This is a genomic window from Halobacillus sp. ABH2_015 (assembly GCF_056158945.1).
The window spans coordinates 2,213,181-2,236,739 of record NZ_JBSWUG010000002.1; the positions used below are offsets into that span (position 1 = coordinate 2,213,181).

Genomic DNA, 23,559 nt, shown 5'->3' on the forward strand with positions numbered 1-23,559 from the left:
GGGGTCACTCCGGCTTTTTAGCGATAATGCTGATCCAGTCTTCCATTTTATTTGTTTCCACAATGTCGAAGCCTGATTCAATTAAACGATCGCGTACCATTTCCTTGCGGGCAGAGATGATGCCGCACGTAATGAAATAGCCGCCTGGTTTTACGACGCGGAACGCATCATCTGTGAATTTCACAATAATCTCAGCAAGAATGTTGGAAACAATCAAGTCTGCTTCCCAATCCACCCCTTCAAGCAGGTCATTCACTTCGGAAGTCACCTGGTTTTCGACACCATTCAGCGCGGCATTGTTTTTCGTGCTCGAAACCGCCACATCGTCCAGGTCGTAGGCGTACGCATGCTCGGCTCCAAGGAGGACGGAAGCTACACTCAGAATTCCGGAGCCGGCACCGACATCAGCGACGACATCTCCCTTTTCCAAATACTGTTCAAGCGCCTGGATGCTCAGCACCGTTGTCGGGTGAGTCCCTGTACCAAAGGCCATTCCCGGATCCATTTCTATGATAATTTCATCACTGGATACAGGTGTGTAATCCTCCCATTCAGGAATGATGGTGATTTTCTCGGATATTTTAACGGGCTTGTAATACTTTTTCCAAGCTGTTGCCCAGTCCTCCTCATGGATTTCCTGGATCGTCACTTCATTACGGCCGATATCAATGCCGAATTCAGTTAGATTGCTGATGGTTTTCTTCACTCCATCAACGGTCTCCATAAGAAAGCTGTTCATAGGCATATAAGCCTTCACATAAACACCTTCCGCCGGATAGTCAGCGGGGTTCAGCTCATAAATTTCTCCAAGCTTCGTTTTCCTGCGCTGCATATCAGCGGGGTCCTCAATGACGACTCCACTGGCACCGGATTCATGCAGGATGTTTGATACAGGTTCAACCGCTTCTGTCGTCGTATGAACACAGACTTCAGACCATTTCATTACACTCCACCCTCTTCTCTTATATCTAAAAAAGCCCGCAGGCCTTTTCTTCCCTCTCAAAAAAAGTCTGCACGATGAAAACAGGACATTGAATCGGAAATCACCTGCAAATTCCATCGTACAGACTCTGATACATCCTTAGTCGCCTTTGAAGGCGCGCTTCATTCGCTCAAAGAAATTGCCGTGCTGTTCTTCAGCGGCTTCATTTCCACTAATATCATTGAATTCACGAAGCAGCTCTTTTTGGCGCTCGGTCAGATTCTTCGGTGTGATGACTTTCGTCTTCACATGCTGATCACCCTGGCCGCGGCCATGAACGTTCGGTGCTCCTTTTTCTTTCAGGCGGAACGTTTTTCCAGTCTGCGTACCGGCAGGAATTTTCAGCTTCACATTCCCGTGAACGGTAGGCACCTGGATTTCGTCACCCAGAGCTGCCTGTGCAAAGGTCAAAGGCACTTCACAGAAGATATGATCGCCTTCACGCTGGAAGAATTCATGTGGCTGCACACGGATGACAACAAACAAGTCGCCGGCCGGTCCGCCGTTGGCCCCGTCTTCTCCTTTGCCTTGTACACGGATCTGCTGGCCATCATCAATACCCGCAGGAATATCAAGGTGGATTTTGTTGCGTGTTTTCACGCGGCCATCGCCGCCGCACGTATTACATTTATCCTTAATGATTTTTCCGCTGCCCTGACAGTGGTGACAGACACGGCGGTTTACGACACGGCCGAATGGTGTGTTCTGCTCCTGATTAATCTGGCCGGAACCTTGACAATGGGAACACGTTTCCGGTGTAGTTCCCGGTTTCGCCCCGGAACCATCACACGTATCACAGTCTTCCTCTACAGGAATTTCAATATCCGTGGATTTTCCGAAGATGGCTTCTTCAAACTGAAGGGTCATCGTATATTGCAGATCGGCACCTTTACGAGGGGCGTTCGGATCACGGCGGCGGCCTCCACCGCCGAAGAACATATCAAAGATATCACCGAAGCCGCCGAAGTCTTCGGCGCCTCCGCCAAATCCGCCGAACCCTCCCTGGTTCGGACCGGCATGGCCGAACTGGTCATACTGGGCTCTCTTCTGCTGATCGCTCAGGGTTTCATAAGCTTCTTTTGCTTCCTTGAATTTTTCAGAAGCATTTTCCTCTTTGCTGACGTCTGGGTGATATTGACGAGCCAGCTTGCGGTAGGCTTTCTTAATTTCATCCTTCGAGGCATCCTTGGACACACCAAGCACCTCATAATAGTCACGTTTACTCACTTGTAGATCACTCTCCCGGACGCTATTGCATAACGTTAATATTAACACTGAAGGGTAGGGTGGGCAACCGTCGCCCCTTCCCCTTCTTATTCATTAAAAAAGTCAAAGTCAAGAAGATCCTGACTTTGACTTTTTTCTACGCTATCTTACTTCTTGTCGTCTTCATTGACTTCTTCATAGTCAGCATCTACGACATCTTCCTCGGCTCCGCCGGCCTGTTCACCCTGCTGGGCTTCTGCCTGCGCCTGAGCCTGCTCGTAAAGCTTAACGGAAAGTGCCTGAACCTGCTCTTGAAGGGCATCTTTCTTTTCCCTGATGGCATCAAGGTCTTCGCCTTCAAGGGCTGTTTGAAGTTCTTCCTTAGCTGTTTCTGCTTTTTGCTTTTCCTCTTCACTGACCTGCTCACCAAGATCCTTGATGGTCTTGTCTGTTGTGAAGATCAGCTGATCAGCTTCGTTTCGAAGTTCAACAGCTTCACGTTTCTTCTTGTCTTCTTCCGCATTTTCTTCTGCCTGACGAACCATGTCTTCGACTTCGTCATCAGAAAGACCGGAAGAAGATTTGATTGTAATGGACTGCTCTTTGTTTGTACCAAGATCTTTAGCACGAACATTCACAATACCGTTGGCATCAATATCGAAGGATACTTCGATTTGTGGAACACCGCGTGGTGCCGGTGGAATATCCGTCAATTGGAAGCGTCCAAGTGTTTTGTTGTCCTGAGCCATTTCGCGCTCCCCTTGAAGGACGTGAATGTCTACAGCTGTCTGGTTATCTGCTGCTGTAGAGAACGTCTGGGAGTGGCTGGTAGGAATCGTTGTGTTCCGTTCAATCAGCTTCGTTGTTACGCCGCCCATTGTTTCAATACCCAGGGAAAGTGGAGTAACGTCAAGAAGAACAACATCTTTTACATCTCCTTGAAGGACACCACCCTGAATGGAGGCACCAAGTGCTACAACTTCGTCAGGGTTTACACCTTTGGAAGGATCCTGGCCGATTTCACGCTTGATGGCTTCCTGTACGGCTGGAATACGTGTAGAACCACCAACAAGAATAACTTTGTGGATGTCCCCTGCACTCATGCCGGCATCTTTAAGAGCCTGACGAGTCGGCTTCATGGAACGCTCAACAAGATCAGAAGCAAGCTCTTCAAATTTCGCACGAGTCAAGTTCATTTCAAGGTGAAGCGGTCCTGCTTCTCCTGCTGTGATGAACGGAAGGGAAATTTGCGTCTGCGCTACGCCAGAAAGATCTTTCTTCGCTTTTTCAGCTGCGTCTTTCAAGCGCTGTTTCGCCATTTTGTCCTGGGACAAGTCAATGCCGTTTTCTTTCTTGAATTCAGCTACCATGTGGTCGATAATGACTTGGTCGAAGTCGTCTCCGCCAAGACGGTTGTCACCAGCTGTGGAAACTACTTCAAATGTACCGTCACCGATGTCAAGGATGGATACGTCAAACGTACCGCCGCCAAGGTCATAAACAAGAATTGTCTGATCCTGGTCTTCCTTGTCAATGCCGTAGGCCAGTGCTGCAGCTGTCGGCTCGTTGATGATACGCTCTACCTGAAGACCAGCGATCTTACCAGCATCTTTTGTTGCCTGACGCTCCGCATCGTTAAAGTAGGCTGGAACTGTGATCACCGCTTTATCAACGGTTTCTCCAAGATAGTCTTCAGCATAGTTCTTGATGTATTGAAGGATGATTGCAGAAACCTCTTGAGGTGTGTATTCTTTTCCTTCAACTTCCACCTTATAGTCTGTACCCATGTGACGCTTGATGGAAAGAAGTGTGTTCGGGTTTGTAATGGCCTGACGCTTCGCTACTTCCCCTACCTGACGTTCTCCATTTTTGAATGCCACTGCGGATGGCGTCGTGCGGTTACCTTCAGGGTTAGGGATAACTTTCGCTTCCCCACCTTCCATCACTGCTACACAAGAGTTCGTTGTACCTAAGTCAATACCTATGATTTTACCCATGGTTGAATGTCCTCCTTTACGTACTCATCTACCTGTTTTTTATTGGTTTACTTTTACCATTGACGGGCGGATAACCCGGTCATTCAATCGATAGCCCTTCTGGAGCTCTTCCACTACGATATTGGATCCGTAGTTTTCATCCTCTACCTGCATCACTGCCTGGTGAAGGTGTGGATCAAACTCCTCGCCCTGTGCAGGGATGACATCAACGCCTTCTTTCTCAAGAGCGGATTTGAATTGGTCGTAGACCATCTTCATACCGTTGGCAAGATTTTTGGCGGCGTCACTGTCGACCTCCACCTGAAGGGCTCTATCGAAGTTATCTAAAGCTGGAATCAGCTCTTCAATAAGACTTTGAGATCGATATTTCCGATCCGCCTCTTTTTCTTTCTGTGTACGACGGCGGAAATTATCATAGTCTGCCTGCAGACGAATCAGCCGGTTGTTCAGCTCCTCTTTTTCCTGACGGAGCTGCTCTGTTTCCCCTTGAGACTCTTCGGTTTCTTCTACTACTTCACCTTGAACCTCTTCCGGTTCCTGCTGTTCATCTTTTTCATCAATGATTTCCTGTTTGTTCTCTTCCATGACTTCCACCTCCTACTATCCATTACACCGTTAATGAATATAACATGAATCTATATCCTAAAAAAGCATCACACAAAAAGATGCGATGGGAAATCCCGCCCATCCTCCTTCTGCCGTCCGCAGGGTCAATACCAGCCCCGGAACGTATTGGTCATATGCTTGGATAGTACATTCATCAATGAAAACATCCGGTTGTACTCCATGCGCGTCGGACCTAATAAAGCGATGGTCCCCATCTGATCGTTGCCAAGATGATAGGTGGCCGTTATCAGGCTGCAGTTCTGCATGGAATCGAATGGATTCTCCTGACCTATTCTGACTTGAATGCCTTCCTGACCGGAACGCAGCAGATCAGCCATTTCATTTTCCTGTTCAATCGTAGCATAAAGCGACCGGACCTTTTCCAGATCCCTGAATTCCGGCTGCATGAGAATGTTTGTCTTACCACCGATGTAAAGCTTCGTCGGGTGGTCTTCCACAAGAGCGGCTCTTAAATAAGCGAACGCTTCTTCATGGTGCTCTGTATGGTGTCTTAACAAGGCGTTAATTTCCGTATAGAGCTTCTCGTGCAGCTTGACAAGGGGAACCCCCTGCAGACGCTGGTTCAGGATGTTGACCATCTTCTCAAGGTCTGTGCCTTTCATTTCCACAGGTACATTAAAAGCCCTGTGCTCCACATGCCCGGTGTCTGTAACAAGGATGGCAATCGCAGAATAATCAGAGAGTGGAACGATTTGGAGCTGCTTCAGCTTCGTTTCAAAAACTTCCGGCCCAAGAATAATGGAGGTGTAGTTGGTCATTTCAGACAGGATCCCCGCCGATTTTTGAACCACTCTTTCAAACTCCATCATTTTTTCGTTAAAGGCATCTCTGATCGTAACGATTTCCTGCTGGGACAACCGCAATGGAGAAAGCAGATGGTCGACATAAAAGCGGTAGCCTTTTTCAGAAGGCACCCTTCCGGATGAGGAATGGGTCTTTTCAATAAACCCCTGATCCTCAAGGTCGGCCATTTCGTTACGTATCGTAGCGGAGCTGAACGTTACAGCTTCTTTCTTCGCTATGGTACGCGATCCTACCGGCTGAGCGGTCAGAATGAAATCATCAATAATCACTTGCAAAATCAGCAATTGTCTATCTGTTAACATCGATGATCACCTCTGTTAGCACTCGTTTAAAGTGAGTGCTAAATCTAATAATAAATTATCAAAAGGGTTCGGTGATGTCAACGGAAAACCATCAATTTTTCATTCGTCCAGAAGGAATTCCTGGAACACTTCATTCCCAAGGATTCTTCCCCGTGGTGTAAGCTGGATAAACCCGTTGTTTTCCTGAATCAGCTGCCTGTTTTTCAATGTCCCGAGTGCGTCACCGAAAATATAATCCATCGGCTTCTGGTATTTTTCGTAGAAACGCTCTATGGATACACCCTGCGTTTTTCTCAAACCAAGGAACATCTCTTCTTCCATTTCTTCCTTGGTTGTGATGGGTTCTTCGTGAAGAATCGGCCTTCCGTCTTCTCCCGCCTTTTTTACATAGGCTGGAAGCGGGCGGATATTAATTGTTCGTTTTCCAGGCATATAGCCATGGGCTCCGGCCCCGATTCCGTAGTAATACTCGTTATTCCAGTATGTCAGATTGTGTCTGCTTTCAAACCCAGGAAGGGCGAAGTTGCTGATCTCATACTGATGGGCTCCGGCGGCAGACAGTTTACGCTGCAGCAGCTCATACATCTCGGCCTCATCCTCTTCCGGTGCCTTTGTCAGTTTCCCTTTTTTATAACGTTGATAAAAAATCGTTTTCGGTTCAATCTGCAGTGAATAGGACGAATAGTGAGGCAGACCGAACTGGACCGCTTCATCGACCGTTTTTTCGAAGTCTTCCACCGTCTGGCCGGGAAGAGCATACATTAAATCAATGCTTATATTGGTAAGGCCCGCCTGTACGAGACGGTCAATATTCGTATAGACGTCCTTGACTTTGTGTACGCGTCCGATTTTTTCCAGCATTTCATCATCAAAAACCTGGACGCCGAGAGAGATCCGATCCACTCCATACGCTTTCAGCAGACGTACCTTCTCCACGTCGAGGTCCCCCGGGTTCGCTTCGAATGTATATTCTTCGCACGAGGCGGTATCAAAGTGATCATCAATCATCTTCAGCAGCTTTTCCAACTGCTTATGATTGACGGCTGTAGGCGTTCCTCCACCTACAAAGATCGTGCGCACGCGGGCTTTCTCCCCCGGGATGTACGTGTGAATTTCTTTCTCCAATGCTTCTAGATATTCATCTGCCAGCCGTTCATTGTAAAAGAACTTTGTAAAGTCGCAGTAATGGCAGATCTGTTGACAGAATGGAATGTGTATATAAGCGGATGGGATATTCATGGATGTTTCCACCTTTCATAAGGAAAACCGCAAGAGAATAGTCTCCTGCGGTCTTTATAGTAAGTCTGTTCGTTTAGTCTTCGTTCAAATCAAGCACAGACATGAAGGCTTCCTGTGGGACTTCCACAGAGCCTACCATCTTCATGCGCTTCTTCCCTTCCTTCTGCTTCTCAAGCAGTTTACGCTTACGGGAGATATCTCCTCCGTAACATTTGGAAAGGACGTTTTTACGCATCGCCTTGATCGTCGTACGGGCGATGATTTTGTTTCCGATTGCAGCCTGGACCGGAACCTCAAACTGCTGTCTCGGAATGAGTTCTTTTAACTTATCTGCAATCAGCTTTCCACGCTCGTAGGCAAAATCTCTGTGCACGATGAAGGAAAGCGCGTCAATGGTGTCTCCGTTCAGAAGGATATCCATTTTCACAAGGTTGGAAACACGGTAGCCGATGAGTTCATAATCAAAGGAGGCATATCCTTTCGTCTGGGACTTCAAGGAATCGAAGAAGTCGTAGACAATTTCAGACAATGGAATTTCATACACGATGTTGACACGGTTGTCGTCAAGATACTGCATATCCATGAAGTTTCCACGCTTGCGCTGACAGATCTCCATAACCGGACCGACATAATCATTCGGAACCATTATTGTAGCTCTGACAAAAGGCTCCTGCACCTCATCCAATGTCTGGTTATCAGGCATCATGGATGGGTTATCGACATTCATTTCAGAACCGTCTGTCGTCGTAACCTTATAAATCACGCTCGGAGCCGTTGTAATGAGGTCGATTTTATATTCGCGTTCGATCCGTTCCTGGATGATTTCCATGTGCAGCATTCCGAGGAATCCACAGCGGAAACCAAACCCAAGCGCCTGGGAGGTCTCTGCTTCGAACTGCAGGGAGGAATCGTTCAGTTCGAGACGCTCCAGGGCATCACGAAGATCGTTATATTTACTGGCGTCCACCGGATACATCCCACAGAATACCATCGGATTCATACGCTTGTAGCCCGGCAGCGGTTCAGCTGCGGGGTTGGAGGCCAGAGTAATCGTGTCACCCACACGGCTGTCTCCAATGTTTTTAATGGAGGCGGTCAAGTAACCGACATCACCGACTGTCAGTTCTTTTTTATGAGTCGGAGTCGGACGGAAGACACCGAGTTCATTCACTTCAAACTCTTTGCCTGTTGCCATCATTTTTATTTTGTCGCCCATTTTAATAGAGCCCTCGCGGACACAGACATAGGCAACGACACCGCGGTAGGAATCATAAAGGGAATCAAAGATCAACGCTTTCGTCGGATCTTTGACCCCGCCCTCCGGTGCAGGAATGTCGGTCACGATACGCTCCAGAATTTCATCAATGCCGACGCCCTCTTTAGCTGAAGCAAGGATCGCATCGGATGCATCAATACCGATCACGTCTTCGATTTCCTGTTTAATCCGATCAGGATCCGCACCAGGAAGGTCGATTTTGTTAATGACCGGGATGATCTCCAAATCGTTTTCCAACGCCAGATACACGTTCGCCAGTGTCTGGGCTTCGATTCCCTGTGCAGCGTCGACGACGAGGATCGCCCCTTCGCAGGCAGCAAGACTTCGGGAAACCTCATATGTAAAATCGACGTGGCCCGGTGTATCAATCAGGTGAAACGTATAATCCAAACCGTCATTCGCTTCATAATTCAATTGAACGGCGTTCAGTTTAATCGTAATCCCGCGCTCACGTTCCAGATCCATAGCATCAAGGAACTGCTCTTTCATTTCACGCTGGGTTAAGGCTTTTGTTTTTTCTAGGATACGGTCCGCCAATGTCGATTTCCCGTGGTCGATATGGGCAATAATCGAAAAGTTCCGGACCCTCTCCTGTTTGTTTTGTGCTGTCAACTTAAATCACTCCTACTGAATTCGACACAAATATCTAGGTTGATTATAGCAGTAACCCCCGGATTATTCAATGGCATAGAAAAGCAGGACGTGTCATCCTGCCTGTATGATTTCCGAAGCCACGACGATCATAACGTTGAACGTGACCGCCACTCCTTCCCCGATCCCTGCAGCGAGACGGGTAATCCAAGGGACGTCTTCTTCTTGAAAAGATGGGTGGCAGTCTTTTTCATCCGAGGGAATTTGTTTTGTTGTTTGGGAGGAAGTCTGCTCGCTTGCTGCTTTTTCCTCCTCCACACGTTCCTGATGGACAGGCACGGCCTCATCAAACGTTTCATTGTTCTTCTCAATGCCATACAAAGCGCCGGCAATAAAGACGCCGAACAGGATGATCAGACCGGCCAGTCCCTTCATGATCGTCCCTCCTTATGGTTCTGTCGTTACTTTTTGTTCGTCAAAGTAATAATCACTGAACACTTCAGCCATGATATCCGCTGAACGGTACAATTCATCCAGATTATTATAAACACCACCGAACTCAATAAGTATGGCATTGGGATTGATATCCTGATTGTAGACGCCATCGACGCCTGATCCTTTTTTCGTAATGACTCCGCGGCTGATGCCCGGATACGTTTCCTCCAGCTTGTTATGAAGGGTGGTTGCAAAGGCCAGGTTCTTCTCATAACCAGGATGCTCCGCACCGATGACAAAAGCGAAACGGGCGTAATCCTTTCCATCGATCGTTGTCGTTGTGTGCTCCCTTCCAAGACTGTCCCTGTGAAGATCGAAGAAGTAGGTCAACGAACCGTTGGAGCTTACTGCCTCCTCCACAACCGGACGGACAGCATCATAGGACTGGTAGTACTCCATACCATTCTCACTACGGAGAGCGGCTACATCTGTTTTATCCACCACCGTCCCAACCCCTCTTCTTTCCAGACTCTGTCCTAAGCGGTCGCCCACAAGGGTTATATTCACTTTCCCATCGTACACGGTCGTTTCGTCTGGAAGATGAGGATAAAAGGATTCCGTGTTGTGCGTATGGTAAATATAGACAGAGTCTTCGCCAGCCGGTTCAGCTTCCTGATCTGTACCAGAATCCTGCTGTTCCTCGATGTCCCCTTCTTCTCCACGATCCTCTACTTCAAGCGGTGGCTCTGATTCAATCGGCAGTGTAGAAAAGTCCGTCCCCTGCCCGGCAATAATAATCTGACTGTTGTAGGAAGATAACCCGGGAATCTCTCTGCCAAGCAGGCTTCGCGGGTCATTGGGAGTCAGACTTGTCAGCAATTGAAAAGAGAGGGAGGTGAGACCAGGGATCCGGTTTCCCTCTGGATGTGCATCCTTAAACACACGGTTTTCCATTTCAAACAGATAGATGAAGGATCCGCCTTTCAACTTCGCCGTCCACTCCTGTATCGTATCGGAATACAGCCGGTAGGTCGTTTTCGCACCGGTAAGTACACCGATACCAATGAATAATAGAATCAGGATCGTGACACTCAGAACCACCCACCGGGTCCCGCGCTTTACTATATTTTTGTCCGCCTTTTTCCACTTGTCCGGGTAACGGGACATAAAAAATCCTCCTCTCATACACATCTAGTAAATGGTATGAGAAAGAGGAATTTCATAGAACCGGTCTCTATCATTTTTTCTATTTCAGTATGACTCCAGCCGGCCGTCTTCTACTCCGGAGTGAAGCGCGCCGTTGATACCGGCAGCAATGACACAGGCCATATCCTTGATAAAACTGTCGACTTCTTTCGGAGTGACCATCAAATTGTGACCAAGAGGAGTCAGGACTTCCTTGATCAACTGCTTTTTCTCGTTTGCCTCAAGCTGACCGAACATGCCCATCACCGCCTGGCTTTGTTCGTCGTCAGGATGATCTTCTTCTGTCAGTGTTTTTCTCTCAAATGGATTGAGGGCCGGTGACAATGCGTTGGAGGGACGGTCTTTTTCCCTCCATTCACGTCCAAAGTGCTTGAGAACATAGTCAATCGTATCACTCGTAATGGTAACGGCATCCACAACTGTGGGGACACCTATAGAGATGACAGGAATGCCGTACGTTTCCCGGCTGATTTCCTTTCGTTTGTTTCCGACACCGGATCCTGGATGAATGCCTGTATCCGACAATTGAATGGTCGCATTAATCCGGTTGATGGACCTCGAGGCCAGGGCGTCAATAACGAGGACAAAATCAGGCTTGATCTCCTCGATAATCCCATGGACCATATCACTCGTCTCTATCCCTGTGACCCCCATGACCCCCGGTGTAACGGCAGAAACCGGGCGCCACCCCTCCGCAACGGTTTCTGGGTGCAGTTCAAACAGATGACTGGTCACATAGACATCTTCGGTCACAAGCGGACCAAGGGCATCCGGGGTTACATTATGATTTCCGAGCCCGACAATCAGACCTCTGTCCATATCTTTGATGCCGCACGCTCCCATTAATTTTCTCAATTGAACCGACATCGTTTCTGCCAGGTTTTCCTGGAGTTCCTTATCCTGTTTGCGGATGGCCAGGGATTCCAACGTCACATAGTGCCCTGGTTTTTTACCAATTCTTTCTGCCCCCGCTTCATCTACGGTCACATACGTAATGGTAATATCATTTTTCTTATTTTCATGAACTTCCACCCCGTCGCTGTCTGAGGATGACGGATCATCCTTAACATTCATTTCCTGCGCTTCAAGCGCCAGATCCGTGCGGATGGAGTAGTGTAATCGTTCTTCCATATCGTCAGCCTCCTTATTCAAATGTTCTCCCAAGCAGAAGAAATCTATGCAGATGATCGGATAAGGAATGAGATAAGTATTGAAAACACCTCGCTGCTCTGGTAGAATGTCTCTTGTTCGATATGAATGAGTCTTTTGTTTTTACCTAGGAGGTGAAACCATGCCTAACATTAAATCAGCGAAAAAACGTGTACGTGTAAACGATGATGCCCGCGCTCTTAACGCAGCATTCAAATCTGACATGCGTACGGCGGTTAAACGTGTAGAAAAGCTTGTTGAAGCTAAAGATGTAGAAAACGCGAAAGAAGTGCTTCCTACAGCTGTTAAGAAAATTGACAAAGCTGTTCAACGCGGCGCCCTGCCTCAAAACACAGGAAACCGTAAAAAATCCCGCCTAACTAAATTAGTTAACGCACTATAATTAAATCGTAATTTATGACCAACAGACGATCCTTCTATTGAATGGGTCGTTTTTACATGAAGGAAGCCCCCCGGCCTGCTGCCGGAGGGCTTCTTTGTTTTATATCGTCGCTTTTTCATCAGCCGCCTGCTGTTTAATGTGGATCAACCGGTACAGGAGCATTTCAAAAGCGAGCGCTTTTTCCATTTTCCCCTGCTTCAGATTATAATCCGTCTCCGCAAGTTCATTCATGATTTGGTTCAGTTCCTGGTTCGTGAAAAACCGCTCTCTTTTCAATGCCATTTTTATGACGTAGGGATGTGCTTTAATATACGTTTTCATCTGGTTCTGGGCATAACCCTTTTGTTTAAGCACTTTCGCTTGATTGATGATGCGGAACTGGGAGGAAAGAAGGGCTGTCAGCGCAATCGGCTCTTCGTTGACTTTCTCAAGATCCTTATAAATCCGGATCGCTCTTCCAAGGTCCCTTTCCATCACAGCATCGACGAGTTTGAGTCCGGATGCTTCCGCACTGTGCGAAAGGAGCTGCTCTGCCACTTCTTTCGTAACAACGCCGCCTTCCCCTACATAAAGGGCAAGCTTTTCCATTTCATTCCTCAAAGCCATCAGGTTCGCGCCAATTTCCTGTGTGAACAATTCATAAATATCCTCCGGCACGGTAATATGTAAATCCCGCGCGAGACTTGAAATCCACTTATCCATATTCCATTCTTTCACAGGCTCACAGTGGATGACCTCGCCATGTTTTTTCAATTCCTTGAAAAGCTTTTTCCGTTCGTCCAGTTTTTCATACGGAGCGATGAGGATCAGTGTCGTGTATTCTGCTGGATTTTGTATATAATTCAGCAGCCTATCCACATCATGCTCAAAGGAGAGCTTGTCCGGTTTCGCCTTTAAGAAGACAGGACTGGCAGCGATCACCACTTTCCCATCCCCAAGAAACGGAAAGGTTTCCGCATCTGTGATAACATCCTCGACAGGGATTTCCTCCAGGTCGTACTGGGATACATTAAATTCGCGGTCTTCTTTCTTTAACGCCTGCTTAATGATTTTATCTTTATTCTCTTGTATCAGATACGGCTCTACTCCATATAGTAAGTACACCTGTGATTGATTCAGCTTGGCCATACAGTGGTTGTCCTTTCTTATAAAAAAAGAATACGGCACCCTCCTGAGAGGGAGCTCAGTGTCACTATTTTATTGTCCTTTTCAAGATCTGTCAAAAAGTGACGTGAGCATGCCGTATGAACCATCTATATAAACGCCATTTCAAAAGCCCCGGGTGCTTTTGAAGAGGACGATGTTGTTCGTCTCTTGCGTTTAGTTTGACCGCCTGGGGAAGAATTATCTGTGACAAGTCTTGCTAGCTGTGGCAAACGTATGAATCCAGGATAATTTTAGAAATCCTTTTCACACCATGTAGATTTTTGGCTGTAAATGGACTATACTTAGTAATTGATATAGGAGGGGTAATATGAACGAGTTCAAGAATGATATTCAATCCAAAACGAATGATGTCATTGATTCCGGATTGGGATTTGTCTTCTCATTTGTCTTCTTCTTCATTATTTTCGCAATCGGGGTTGTATTTTCTGTGGTCGGTCAATAATGGTGCAATTCCGGAAGGCTGCTTATGAAGCAGTCTTTTTTTATTTTCTGCTTGCATTATACGGAAGAAAAGTAGAAAACGTTCCATCATCTCCATAAAAATTATAGGTGACAGCCCCGGATTGATCTGTCCGGAGAATGACCGCCTCCTGATCCATCAGTCTTTTCAGTACTTCTTCGTGCGGGTGACCGTAACGATTATCGACGCCTGCAGATATCCATACCACGTCAGCATCCACCCGCTCCAGCCATTCCTCACTTGAAGATGTGGTACTGCCGTGGTGAGCTGCCTTCAAGACATCGGCACGAACAGCCATAGACCCTTGAAGCAGCTGTTTCTCAACGGGGGCTGAGATATCTCCAGCGAACATCCACTTCTTCCCACCAAGATCGAAATCCACCACGAGGGAATTGTCATTCGCATCTCCCTTGTTTTCTGCCGGATGCCGGACACGCATTTCAAGACCGCCGCCCTTCAACAGGTCTCCTGCCTCCACCCTTAGCTGCTCCACCCCTTTATACTGGACAGGATTAAAAGGTGACGTCACCAGACGATTCACATTATGGTGTTGGAGCAGGTATGGAACACTTCCATCATGATCACTATCCTCATGAGTAATGAGAAGGGTATCAACCGTATGGATGCCTCTGGATTTCAAGAAAGGGACAATAATGGTTTCCGCCGTCTCGGCCTTATCTTCCATGAAAACAGGTGGCCCCGCAGCATCAATCATCCATACACCTTTCCTGTAAGGCAGTTCAATGATAAAGCTGTCCCCCTGACCAACATCGAGCATTGTCACAGTCCCTTTCGATGACAAGTAAGGAAGGGAAGCATAAACCATAAGCACACCCACACACGCAGCGCCGAACAAAAGAGTCTTCCCACGTTGTTCTCTGCACCAATGAAGCATCATCCTGACAAACAAGACCATAAACACAAGGATTGCTGAAACAGCCAGTTCCCCAATGACCCAGGGAAAGTCCAGCAAACCTCCCACTTCCATAACTGCTGAGAGGACACGCTGGTGAAGATCAGAAAATATCGAGGAAAACCTATAAGTGACAGAACCGGGAAAAATAAGCGCAGCAAGAAACAAAAGGAAGGACACCGGAATGACGAAGAAGGAAAAATAGGGGACCACCGCCACATTTACGAAAAGGGACAGGGGTTGAAATTCGTAAAAATAGTGGATTTGAAGAGGGAGGATGGCCAGCAGACAGATGAGACTGATGATCATCGTCTGCTGCCAAAGACCAGATGCCTTCTTCAACACAGGTGCAGAAAGGATAAGGCTGAAGGTGACAAGGAAGGAAAATTGAAAGCCCACCTGATGCAGGTAATCAGGATTCCAAACGAGCAGGAAACCTGCTGTCCAGGCAATGACATCCGACAATGGAATCCGGCGGTTAAACATCGAAGTGACAAGGACGATGAGGGCCATAGCACAAGCCCGGATGACCGATGGCGCGGCGCCGGCGAGGATTGTATATGATGGGAGAAAGAAGAACAGAAAGATGCGGGCCTGCCTTTTTGTTGCCAGGCCGGACCGGTAAAGAGAGACATAGACTCCTCCGGCCAGCAGTCCGGCGTGCAGTCCTGAAATAGCGAGGATATGAGAAAGGTTATACGCTTGAAACCACTTGATGATATCTTCGGGGACAGCATCTTTCTCTCCAAAGACCAGCGCTTTGACCCAACTGTACGATTCAGGATCCAACTGACGCTGGACCTTTTTCAGAAGATGCGTCCGCCATTCATACAGATAACTGAACCGGGACCGCCCCTCGCACGCTGTATCTGAGTGATCCTGCACCACCATCTCCGCAAGGACACCCTGCGTGTACATATACGCCGCATAATCAAATGCACCCGGGTTCCGGGCAGAATCAAACGGGCCTGTCACACCGGAAACCGTACAGACAGATCCATGGTGAAACACAGGTACCTGCTCATCAGGATCACTTTTCAAAATACGGACCTGCCTTTTGATGCCGTCTTCATCTTTCATAAGGAACTGCACAGCATAGGAGGTTTCCTTCACTTCTGAATCAATAATACCGGTCCATGATTCACTGCTTTCCTTTTGTGTCAGAGGAGACTGAGGGGCAAGGTAGATAAAACCAGCAGCGAGGAGCATACAAAGGAGAAGAAATTGATGGAGATGGGTGCGGTAACCAAAAAGGACAACGGATATCAAAACCGCAAACACATAAACGGCATCCTCTTCCAGGGAGGCCAGAACCCCGCCCGATGCAAAAGCAAGGACGGGGAGGTGCCACCGGCCGGTACAGGCGTTCATTTTTCGTGAAGGGAGAAGTAATGGCCGGCTAATTCCCTTAACTGTTCCACTTCAGGATCCCGGGACTCTTCCAGTTTCTCAATAAGCCGGCCGACAAGGTCCCGCTGCTCCGTCTGCATGGGAGGAATTTCCAGTGGCACCTTTTTCATCCGGACACCGGCCTGTTGGAAAAGCTCGACAGCATATGGATCATTTTTATAATCCTCCCCATAATAAACCGCTCTAATTCCCGCCTGTATTAATGCCTTCGTACAGTGAACGCAGGGAAAGTGAGTAACATAGACCTCCGCCCCGTCTGCAGCTACGCCAAATTTTGAACACTGAAGCAGTGCATTCATTTCAGCATGAATCGTCCGGACACAATGGCCGCCTACGACATAGCATCCTTCATCAATACAGTGCACTCCGCCGCTCACACTCCCGTTATAACCGCCGGCTATCATACGCTTATCCCGGACAATGACAGCTCCTACGGCAAGCCTCTGACAGGTGCTTCTGGATTTCAACAGGTAACTCTGTGCCATAAAATATTGGTTCCACGTGATTCGTTCCATCTATGTATCCCCCTGTTTTTTCATTAAGTTTACTTGCTGTATGTCCTGCCGTCAACGTTATGGAACAGCGATATATTCCTTCAGCTGGTCTAATGTTTTCTCTCCGATTCCGGGTACATCGAGCAGTTCCTCGACAGATCCAAACGGACCATGCTCTTCCCTGTATTTGATGATACTTTCGGCTTTTGACGGCCCGATGCCGTTCAATGTCTGGATTTCCTCCATAGAAGCCTGATTCACCCTTATTCTGGCCGTATCCATACTTGATGACTGGGAAGTGTCTTCCCCCTCTGCAGCCGCCTCTGTCACGAGCACAACCATTTCATCCTGCAGGACCTGGGCGAGGTTGACGCTCCGAGGGTCAGCCTCCTTCGTCATTCCCCCTGCCTTCGCGATGACATCATCCACCCTTGCCCCACCCTTCATGGAGTAAACGCCCGGACGTAAGACCTCTCCTTTTACGTCGACCACAATTTCATCACTGGAAACCTCCCCTTCAGCCATGACCTGGACCTGCTCTTCTTCAGTAACAACCGTGTTTTCGACATCTGCATCCGGCTGTACCTGCCTGTAAACGAGTACAAGCAGAAGAACAACCATTCCTATCCATCCGTATCGTTTGATCATGAATCGTCCGCCCTTCTTTCATAAAACTTTACTCTCGGAATACTATTGTATAGGTAACCATTAAGGGAGGGATTCCAATGAGATGGGGAATCATCGGAACCGGAAATATGGGGAGCATGCTTACAACATCACTGATCAAAAGCGGAGCCGTGCGCAGCGATCAATTAACGATTTACAATAGAACAAAAACAAAGGCGGAAGCGTTAAAAGAAGAATTGGGGTCAATTACTGTCGCCGATACGATTCTGGAAACGCAGCAGAACAGCGATATCCTTTTCATTTGTGTGAAACCGCATCACTATAAGGAGATACTCGACCAACTGAAAGGAAAGTGGAAAAAAGATCAATGTCTTGTTTCCATCACCTCTCCGATCGCTGTGGACCAGCTTGAGAAAGCTGTGCCCTGTGAAGTCGCCCGGGTGGTGCCGTCCATAACGAACCACGCTCTTGCCGGCGTCAGCTTAATGACTTTCGGAGAAAAAACGAGTGAAACCTACCAATCGGCCCTTCATAAGGCCTTCTCTCACATATCGACTCCGGTGGAAATTGAAGAAGAATATATCCGGGCAGCCTCTGACATCGTATCCTGCGGCCCGGCATTCATCAGTTTTCTGCTGAGTCAATGGATCAAAGCGGCCGGAGATGTCGCCGGCATGCCAAAGGAAAAGGCTGCGGTCTTAACAGAAAATATGATGACAGGACTTGGAGAACTGCTTTCAAGGCGGGTTATGACATTGGAAGAACTCATGGAGAAAGTGACTGTCAAAGGCGGGGTGACCGGCGAGGGCCTTCAGGCTCTGGAGGATCATATCGGGCCATTATTCCAGAAGATGTTCGAAGCCACACAGAGGAAACATCAGGAGGATAAAAAACACATTCACTTGTAATTTTATTATTCGACATTACTTGACGAATTCCTGCCGGATAGGATAAAAAAAGAGTCCGATTTTCCAATCGGACTCTTCCCTATTTTGTACAAGCAATCAACCAGCGGTCTCCTTCAGCACCGGGTTCTGTACTAAAGTCTGCATAGACTCCCCGGAAGCTGAAGCCGGCGGCCTCCAGCCACGCTTTAAGATCGTGAAGCTCAAACCCCTGTTGGTAATGAACCTCATCAAATCGGTGATAACTGGAACCTTCCTCGATAAAGAAGGTCAAGTCGTGAACGATGCTGTAGTCCTTTTCACCGGGATCACAAAACCATACATAGGACAAATCATCATACACCTCTGCGAAGGTGGAACCACTCAGGTCCCTCTGAATATGCTCTATAGAGTGAACGTCAAATAAAAACAGCCCGCCCTTTTCCAGAGAAGTATAAATACTGGTGAACGCTGCTTTTACCTGCCCTGGTTCCTGCAGATAGTTAAAAACATCACAATAACTGATGACCGCATCAAAAGCCATAGGAAGTTCAAGCTCGGTCATATCCTGTTTCAACCATTGGATGGAGGAACGGGGATTTTTCTGCTGGGCGACAGCAAGCATCTCCTCCGACAAGTCCACACCTGTCATTTGAAATCCTTCCTGATCCAGTCTATGAGTGATCTCACCTGTCCCGCAGCCGACATCAAGAATCCTGCTCCCAGTCACATTGTGGTGCTGCATTTGATTTCTGGTGAATGTCACCCAGCTGCTGTATGGAGCGTCTTCCATCAGACGATCGTACACCCGTGCCATGTCCTTGTAACTCATATTAGTTTTCCAAGCCCTCAACGAACACCGTGTCTGCGTCTCCCCAGAGTCTTTCCAGGTTGTAATAATGACGTTCATCTTTATGGAAGATGTGACACACGACACCGTTCAGATCAATCAACACCCAGCGGGCCTGCTCAAAACCTTCCATACGTTTCACTTCCATACCATTCTCTTCAGCCTGAGCCTTTACTTCTCTGGCAATAGCCTGTACCTGTCTTTCATTGGATCCTTCACAAATCACGAAGTAATCCGCGATTAACGATACATCCGCCATATCCAATACGACGATATCCTGAGCTCTTTTTTCATCACAGGCCTGTGCGGCCAGTGTTACTAATTCTCTGCTTTCCATGAGTTTCCTCCCTTATTCATCCTATATCTCTTTGGGTCTCTTTCTGATTATAATAAATCATTATAGGCATGAAACGTGTCCGGATAAACGGTCCTTCCCTTGCCGACCAAAAATACAATGGTGTTTTTTAATGCAAGGAGACAGGCTTGATCCAAATCCGTTTCCGCCGTTTTACGGACTTCATCAACTCCGGGGAAGTTCCGACCGGGTTCAATGTAATCCGCTAAAAATACAACTTTATCCAAAAGACTCATCTGTTTCTTTCCTGTCGTATGACAGGATACTGCACTGGAAACCTCGGGATCTGTCAAATGAATTTCCTGTTCCAGCATCAGGGCTCCAACAGGGCCGTGCCAAAGCTCATGATGATAATCAAGAAGATCTTTAGGCAGACGTCTGTCGCTTTCAATCCAACGCCTCATCAAGCCCCTGTCCTTGTACTTGGCATAATCATGGAGGGCACCGGCAAGGGCTGCCTTTTTTACATCAGCGCCAAAGCGCTCAGCGAGGATGACTGCCTCATCAGCGACTCTGACAGTGTGGTCAAAACGCTCTTGTTTAAGAAAAGGTTTGACGTACTCCAACGCTTGTTCACGAGTCATTTCCATAGAGGTGATGCTCCTTTATATAAGAATTCACCGCTTCCGGTACGAGGTAACGGACACCTTTTCCATCTTTAAGTTTTTCCCTGATCATGGTGGAGGAAACATCGACACCGGGGATCTCTACATAATGAACACCGGCTTCCGGATTCCACTCATACCCCGGCCGCTTCACTCCGACAAAATCCACAATGGTTTTCAGTTCATTTATTTTATACCATTGCGGCAGATTTTGTACCATATCTCCACCTATGATAAAGAAAAAATGGTGATCCGGGTATTCGTTATTCAAAAGTGTCAGCGTGTCATAGGTATAAGATGTTCCCTTTCGAACAAGTTCGATATCACACAAACGAAAATCCGGATGACCGGCAATCGCCCGTTCTACCATCTCCAGACGAAGGTCAGCATCTGTCTGTGATTCTTTTTTATGAGGTGGGATATAGGACGGCATAAACCAGACTTCATCCAGCCCCATATCCTCCCGGCAGTATTCAGCCATTAACAAATGTCCATAATGGGGTGGATCAAACGTTCCGCCGAGGATGCCGATTTTTTTCATAAGGGCATCCTGCTTTACGGCAGCTCAATCTGCTTATTTTCTTTAGATTCTTTATACAGGATGATCGTGCTTCCGATCACTTGTACGATATGGGCATCTGTAGCATCTACAATTTCTTCTGCTACAGATGCGGGTTCTTCCAGACAGTTCTGCAGAATGCTGACCTTGATCAATTCACGCTTTTCAAGGGCCTCATTGATCTGTGTCGTCATATTTTCATTGACCCCTGCTTTACCAACCTGAAAAATCGGCTGCACCTGGTGGGAAGCCGCACGCAAATGCTTTTTCTGTTTACTTGTTAACATGTTATTCCCCTTTCAACTTTCGTTCGAACTTTTCAAGGAGCGGATGCGCTTCAGGATGAAGATCCGTCCAGATTTGGAAGGCATAAACCGCCTGCTGCAGCAGCATTTCATGGCCAAAATGCAGACGGGCTCCTTTTTCTTCCGCTTCTTTTAAGAAGCTCGTCATCAGCGGCCGGTAGACAATATCACTGACCACCGTACCTTCCTTGATATTTTGAAGCGGCATAATGGATGTATCATCATTCGGGCTCATGCCTACCGTGGTGGTTTGGATAATTAAATCATATCCCCCGGCTGCTTGTTCAGCTTCCTCAATGGTAACTGCTCTGGCAGCGTGGTCACCACCGGTTTCAGTAATCATAGCCTCCGCTCTGCTGATCGTCCGGTTCGCTACATCGACCTTAACCTCTGCCTGGTCCATCAGCGCAGCAAAGATCCCTCTGGCCGCTCCTCCGCTTCCAAGAAGCAGAACGTTGATTTTCTGATGAAAAAGATCTGGAAAACGTGCCTGAAGCGAATGCAGAAACCCTGTTCCATCTGTATTATAGCCGATCCAGCCATCAGATGTCCGCTTGACTGTATTCACAGCACCCAGCTGCTCGGCACTCGCGTCGATTCCGTCAAGATATGGAATGATCTTCTCCTTATAAGGAACCGTCACGTTGAAACCATCCAGCTGCTGTTTTTTGATCTGATCGATCTGCTCATCGAAATCTTCCGGTGTGATTTCGAACAGGTGATATTTTCCTTCAACCCCCGTCTGTTCCATCAATTGTTCATGAATCCATGGAGACAGCGAGTGTCCGACCGGAAATCCTGCCAAGCCGAATGTAAACAAAAAATCTCCCCCTAAATGAGTGATGAACGAAGGGATACTTTCACACCTTCCGGCACGTGAGCCGTTACTGTGACATCTCCTTCTGGAACAGTGATCCATCCCAGTCCCGAAAATACGATATCTGTCTTAGGCTCCGTAATTTTCAACGTCTGGGCTTTCAAAGGAGGCAGCTTCTCTTTTGTATCCTGATCCGGTGGTGTTAGAAGCTCCCCTAAATGATTTTTATACAAGTCATCGGCTTTTTCCATTTTCGTCCGGTGAATGTGGAGTTCATTGGAGAAATAACCGATAAAGGACGAACGCTCCCCTTTTTCAAAATCAAGCCTGGCCAGTCCACCGATAAACAGAGTCTGTTGTTCATTCAGCTGATAGACCTTCGGCTTCACTTCTTTGCGGGGTGTAATCAATTTCAAGTCTTTATCCGACACGTAGTGGGCCATCTGATGACGGTGGATCACCCCGGGTGTATCGAACATAGAACTCTGCTCATCCAGCGGGATATCGATGAATCCAAGAGTCGTTCCCGGGAAGTAAGAAGTCGTAATCGCATCCTTCACTCCTGATGTGTTGGAAATGAGGGTGTTGATGAACGTTGATTTTCCTACGTTCGTCGTCCCTACTACATAAACATCTTTTCCGTTACGGTAATCCTCTACGGCTCTTGATAATTCTTCGACACCCTGGTTTTTTTCAGCGGAAATCAGGAACACATCCTCGACTTCCAAACCATTTTCCCTGGCGGATCGCTTCAGCCAGTGCTTCACCTTGTTATGGTTCACTGACTTTGGCAGCACGTCCATCTTATTCCCTACAAGAAGAACAGGATTATTCCCGGTCAGTCGTTTCAAACCTGGAATAAAACTTCCATTGAAATCAAAAATATCAATCAGCTGGATGACGAGGCTTTTCGTCCCATTGATCTGATTGAGCATCTCCAGGAAATCATCATCCTGATACGGCACATCCTGCACCTCGTTATAGTGTTTCAGCCGGAAGCACCGCTTGCAAATGATGTCCTCCCGATTTAAAGCGGAAGCGGGGGCGTAACCCGGTTGTTCAGGGTTTGTTGTCTGTATGTCCGCTCCGCATCCCTGGCATTGAATCTCTGCCATTATCCATCTCTCCTCTGCCATGTAATTTTCCCTTTTCTTCTCATCCAGTTTAAAATCCGCCGCTCAATCTTCCGGTTAAAACGGGTAACAAATCCGTCTGTTTCGACGATCGGTACGACGAGAATGGTATGGTAACCTGCAGAGTTGCCTCCAAGAACATCTGTGAGAAGCTGGTCACCGATAACAGCAACCTCGTTCTTATTTAAATTCATCTGCTTGCGTGCTTTCTTGAACGCTTTGGACAGGGGCTTCCGGGCGCTGTGAATAAAAGTGGCATCCAAAGGCTCCGAAAACAATTTCACACGCGCTTCATTATTGTTTGAAGCGATGGTCACCTGAATTCCATGACTGTTCATCTTTTTAAACCATGCTTGAATTTCTTCGGTAGCATCAGGAACATCCCAGGCTACCAGCGTATTATCCAGATCTGTGATAACACCTTTGATTCCTTTGTCCTTGAGTTCCTGTGGATCTATATCAAATACACTTGGAACGTGTTCATCAGGCAGAAAATTATTTAACATCAACTCACTCCATCTCTTATACAACGGCAAAATCTCCTTCACCATCATATACAAAATTTCATTATGTTTCAAAAGGTCTTCCATTAAGAACAAAATTCGTTCGACATTTACCGACAAAACCGGGCTGTGGATAAGTTTATACACATTTTCCACACAGTAACTTCTTTGTTATCACTAAACCTAGATGGTTTTTTCAATTAGTTATCTACATTTTCTTGTAGATAACTTCTATATTGTGGCAAATTTCGGGTCATGGT

25 protein-coding genes are annotated in these 23,559 nt (G+C 47.3%); 3 read left to right on the forward strand and 22 right to left on the reverse strand.

The window, feature by feature from the left end; translation table 11 throughout:
* Window positions 1-4: 4 nt before the first annotated feature.
* The 10 genes from prmA to gpr form a co-directional block, all read right to left on the reverse strand.
* Window positions 5-943 carry a 50S ribosomal protein L11 methyltransferase gene (gene prmA / locus ACXAD6_RS11815; protein ID WP_474969029.1) on the reverse strand — a complete coding sequence of 313 codons (939 nt, stop codon included), beginning with the start codon at window positions 941-943 and terminating at the stop codon, window positions 5-7.
* Window positions 944-1,081: 138 nt separating this feature from the next.
* Window positions 1,082-2,209, reverse strand: a complete 1,128-nt coding sequence (gene dnaJ / locus ACXAD6_RS11820) for a molecular chaperone DnaJ (protein WP_474969030.1) — start codon at window positions 2,207-2,209, stop codon at window positions 1,082-1,084.
* A 146-nt stretch (window positions 2,210-2,355) separates the two neighbouring features.
* Window positions 2,356-4,185: a molecular chaperone DnaK gene (gene dnaK, locus ACXAD6_RS11825; protein ID WP_474969031.1), complete on the reverse strand. Its 1,830-nt coding sequence runs from the start codon at window positions 4,183-4,185 to the stop codon at window positions 2,356-2,358.
* A gap of 39 nt (window positions 4,186-4,224) precedes the next feature.
* Window positions 4,225-4,770, reverse strand: coding sequence for a nucleotide exchange factor GrpE (gene grpE / locus ACXAD6_RS11830; protein WP_474969032.1), 546 nt, complete (start codon window positions 4,768-4,770; stop codon window positions 4,225-4,227).
* Window positions 4,771-4,895: 125 nt separating this feature from the next.
* Window positions 4,896-5,918 carry a heat-inducible transcriptional repressor HrcA gene (gene hrcA, locus ACXAD6_RS11835; protein ID WP_474969033.1) on the reverse strand — a complete coding sequence of 341 codons (1,023 nt, stop codon included), beginning with the start codon at window positions 5,916-5,918 and terminating at the stop codon, window positions 4,896-4,898.
* Window positions 5,919-6,017: 99 nt separating this feature from the next.
* Window positions 6,018-7,157 carry a radical SAM family heme chaperone HemW gene (hemW, locus tag ACXAD6_RS11840; RefSeq protein ID WP_474969034.1) on the reverse strand — a complete coding sequence of 380 codons (1,140 nt, stop codon included), beginning with the start codon at window positions 7,155-7,157 and terminating at the stop codon, window positions 6,018-6,020.
* Window positions 7,158-7,230: 73 nt separating this feature from the next.
* Window positions 7,231-9,045 (reverse strand): translation elongation factor 4, encoded by a 1,815-nt coding sequence (gene lepA / locus ACXAD6_RS11845; protein WP_474969035.1) that lies wholly within the window; start codon window positions 9,043-9,045, stop codon window positions 7,231-7,233.
* 93 nt (window positions 9,046-9,138) lie between these two features.
* Window positions 9,139-9,459, reverse strand: coding sequence for a hypothetical protein (locus tag ACXAD6_RS11850; protein ID WP_474969036.1), 321 nt, complete (start codon window positions 9,457-9,459; stop codon window positions 9,139-9,141).
* Between the two features lie 12 nt (window positions 9,460-9,471).
* Entirely contained in the window at window positions 9,472-10,626 is a 1,155-nt protein-coding gene (gene spoIIP, locus ACXAD6_RS11855) for a stage II sporulation protein P (protein WP_474969037.1), read from the reverse strand.
* 84 nt (window positions 10,627-10,710) lie between these two features.
* On the reverse strand, window positions 10,711-11,796 hold the full coding sequence (gene gpr / locus ACXAD6_RS11860; RefSeq protein ID WP_474969038.1) for a GPR endopeptidase: 1,086 nt from the start codon (window positions 11,794-11,796) through the stop codon (window positions 10,711-10,713).
* A gap of 160 nt (window positions 11,797-11,956) precedes the next feature.
* On the opposite strand from gpr, the gene rpsT reads away from it, so the two are divergent.
* On the forward strand, window positions 11,957-12,217 hold the full coding sequence (rpsT, locus tag ACXAD6_RS11865; RefSeq protein ID WP_027955339.1) for a 30S ribosomal protein S20: 261 nt from the start codon (window positions 11,957-11,959) through the stop codon (window positions 12,215-12,217).
* 99 nt (window positions 12,218-12,316) lie between these two features.
* Here rpsT and holA read toward each other — a convergent pair whose 3' ends face one another.
* Window positions 12,317-13,345, reverse strand: coding sequence for a DNA polymerase III subunit delta (gene holA, locus ACXAD6_RS11870; RefSeq protein WP_474969039.1), 1,029 nt, complete (start codon window positions 13,343-13,345; stop codon window positions 12,317-12,319).
* A gap of 346 nt (window positions 13,346-13,691) precedes the next feature.
* Between holA and ACXAD6_RS11875 the strand changes: the two genes are divergently transcribed.
* On the forward strand, window positions 13,692-13,826 hold the full coding sequence (locus ACXAD6_RS11875; protein ID WP_027955338.1) for a YqzM family protein: 135 nt from the start codon (window positions 13,692-13,694) through the stop codon (window positions 13,824-13,826).
* 40 nt (window positions 13,827-13,866) lie between these two features.
* Here the strand turns inward: ACXAD6_RS11875 and ACXAD6_RS11880 are convergent, their stop codons facing one another.
* From ACXAD6_RS11880 to ACXAD6_RS11890, 3 genes are read right to left on the reverse strand one after another with little or no spacing between them, the layout of a single operon-like run.
* Entirely contained in the window at window positions 13,867-16,128 is a 2,262-nt protein-coding gene (locus ACXAD6_RS11880) for a DNA internalization-related competence protein ComEC/Rec2 (RefSeq protein WP_474969040.1), read from the reverse strand.
* Complete coding sequence (locus ACXAD6_RS11885; protein ID WP_474969041.1) at window positions 16,125-16,682, reverse strand: ComE operon protein 2; 558 nt, start codon at window positions 16,680-16,682, stop codon at window positions 16,125-16,127. Before ACXAD6_RS11885 ends, ACXAD6_RS11880 begins: the two co-directional genes overlap by 4 nt.
* Before the next feature lie 57 nt (window positions 16,683-16,739).
* The gene (locus tag ACXAD6_RS11890) at window positions 16,740-17,309 is read right to left on the reverse strand and encodes a helix-hairpin-helix domain-containing protein (protein ID WP_474969042.1); all 570 of its coding nucleotides are present in this window, start codon (window positions 17,307-17,309) and stop codon (window positions 16,740-16,742) included.
* A 77-nt stretch (window positions 17,310-17,386) separates the two neighbouring features.
* Between ACXAD6_RS11890 and comER the strand changes: the two genes are divergently transcribed.
* Window positions 17,387-18,196 carry a late competence protein ComER gene (comER, locus tag ACXAD6_RS11895; RefSeq protein WP_474969043.1) on the forward strand — a complete coding sequence of 270 codons (810 nt, stop codon included), beginning with the start codon at window positions 17,387-17,389 and terminating at the stop codon, window positions 18,194-18,196.
* Between the two features lie 79 nt (window positions 18,197-18,275).
* Here comER and ACXAD6_RS11900 read toward each other — a convergent pair whose 3' ends face one another.
* From ACXAD6_RS11900 to ACXAD6_RS11935, 8 genes are read right to left on the reverse strand one after another with little or no spacing between them, the layout of a single operon-like run.
* Entirely contained in the window at window positions 18,276-19,004 is a 729-nt protein-coding gene (locus tag ACXAD6_RS11900; RefSeq protein ID WP_474969044.1) for a class I SAM-dependent DNA methyltransferase, read from the reverse strand.
* Window position 19,005: 1 nt separating this feature from the next.
* Entirely contained in the window at window positions 19,006-19,359 is a 354-nt protein-coding gene (rsfS, locus tag ACXAD6_RS11905) for a ribosome silencing factor (RefSeq protein ID WP_027955332.1), read from the reverse strand.
* Between the two features lie 47 nt (window positions 19,360-19,406).
* On the reverse strand, window positions 19,407-19,967 hold the full coding sequence (yqeK, locus tag ACXAD6_RS11910) for a bis(5'-nucleosyl)-tetraphosphatase (symmetrical) YqeK (RefSeq protein ID WP_474969045.1): 561 nt from the start codon (window positions 19,965-19,967) through the stop codon (window positions 19,407-19,409).
* On the reverse strand, window positions 19,951-20,523 hold the full coding sequence (locus ACXAD6_RS11915) for a nicotinate-nucleotide adenylyltransferase (RefSeq protein WP_474969046.1): 573 nt from the start codon (window positions 20,521-20,523) through the stop codon (window positions 19,951-19,953). The genes yqeK and ACXAD6_RS11915 overlap by 17 nt, the downstream gene beginning before the upstream one ends.
* A gap of 14 nt (window positions 20,524-20,537) precedes the next feature.
* Window positions 20,538-20,828 (reverse strand): ribosome assembly RNA-binding protein YhbY, encoded by a 291-nt coding sequence (gene yhbY, locus ACXAD6_RS11920; protein WP_474969047.1) that lies wholly within the window; start codon window positions 20,826-20,828, stop codon window positions 20,538-20,540.
* 1 nt (window position 20,829) lies between these two features.
* Complete coding sequence (gene aroE / locus ACXAD6_RS11925) at window positions 20,830-21,666, reverse strand: shikimate dehydrogenase (protein ID WP_474969048.1); 837 nt, start codon at window positions 21,664-21,666, stop codon at window positions 20,830-20,832.
* An 11-nt stretch (window positions 21,667-21,677) separates the two neighbouring features.
* Window positions 21,678-22,778 carry a ribosome biogenesis GTPase YqeH gene (yqeH, locus tag ACXAD6_RS11930; protein ID WP_474969049.1) on the reverse strand — a complete coding sequence of 367 codons (1,101 nt, stop codon included), beginning with the start codon at window positions 22,776-22,778 and terminating at the stop codon, window positions 21,678-21,680.
* On the reverse strand, window positions 22,778-23,386 hold the full coding sequence (locus tag ACXAD6_RS11935; RefSeq protein ID WP_474970420.1) for a YqeG family HAD IIIA-type phosphatase: 609 nt from the start codon (window positions 23,384-23,386) through the stop codon (window positions 22,778-22,780). Before ACXAD6_RS11935 ends, yqeH begins: the two co-directional genes overlap by 1 nt.
* Window positions 23,387-23,559: the final 173 nt, after the last annotated feature.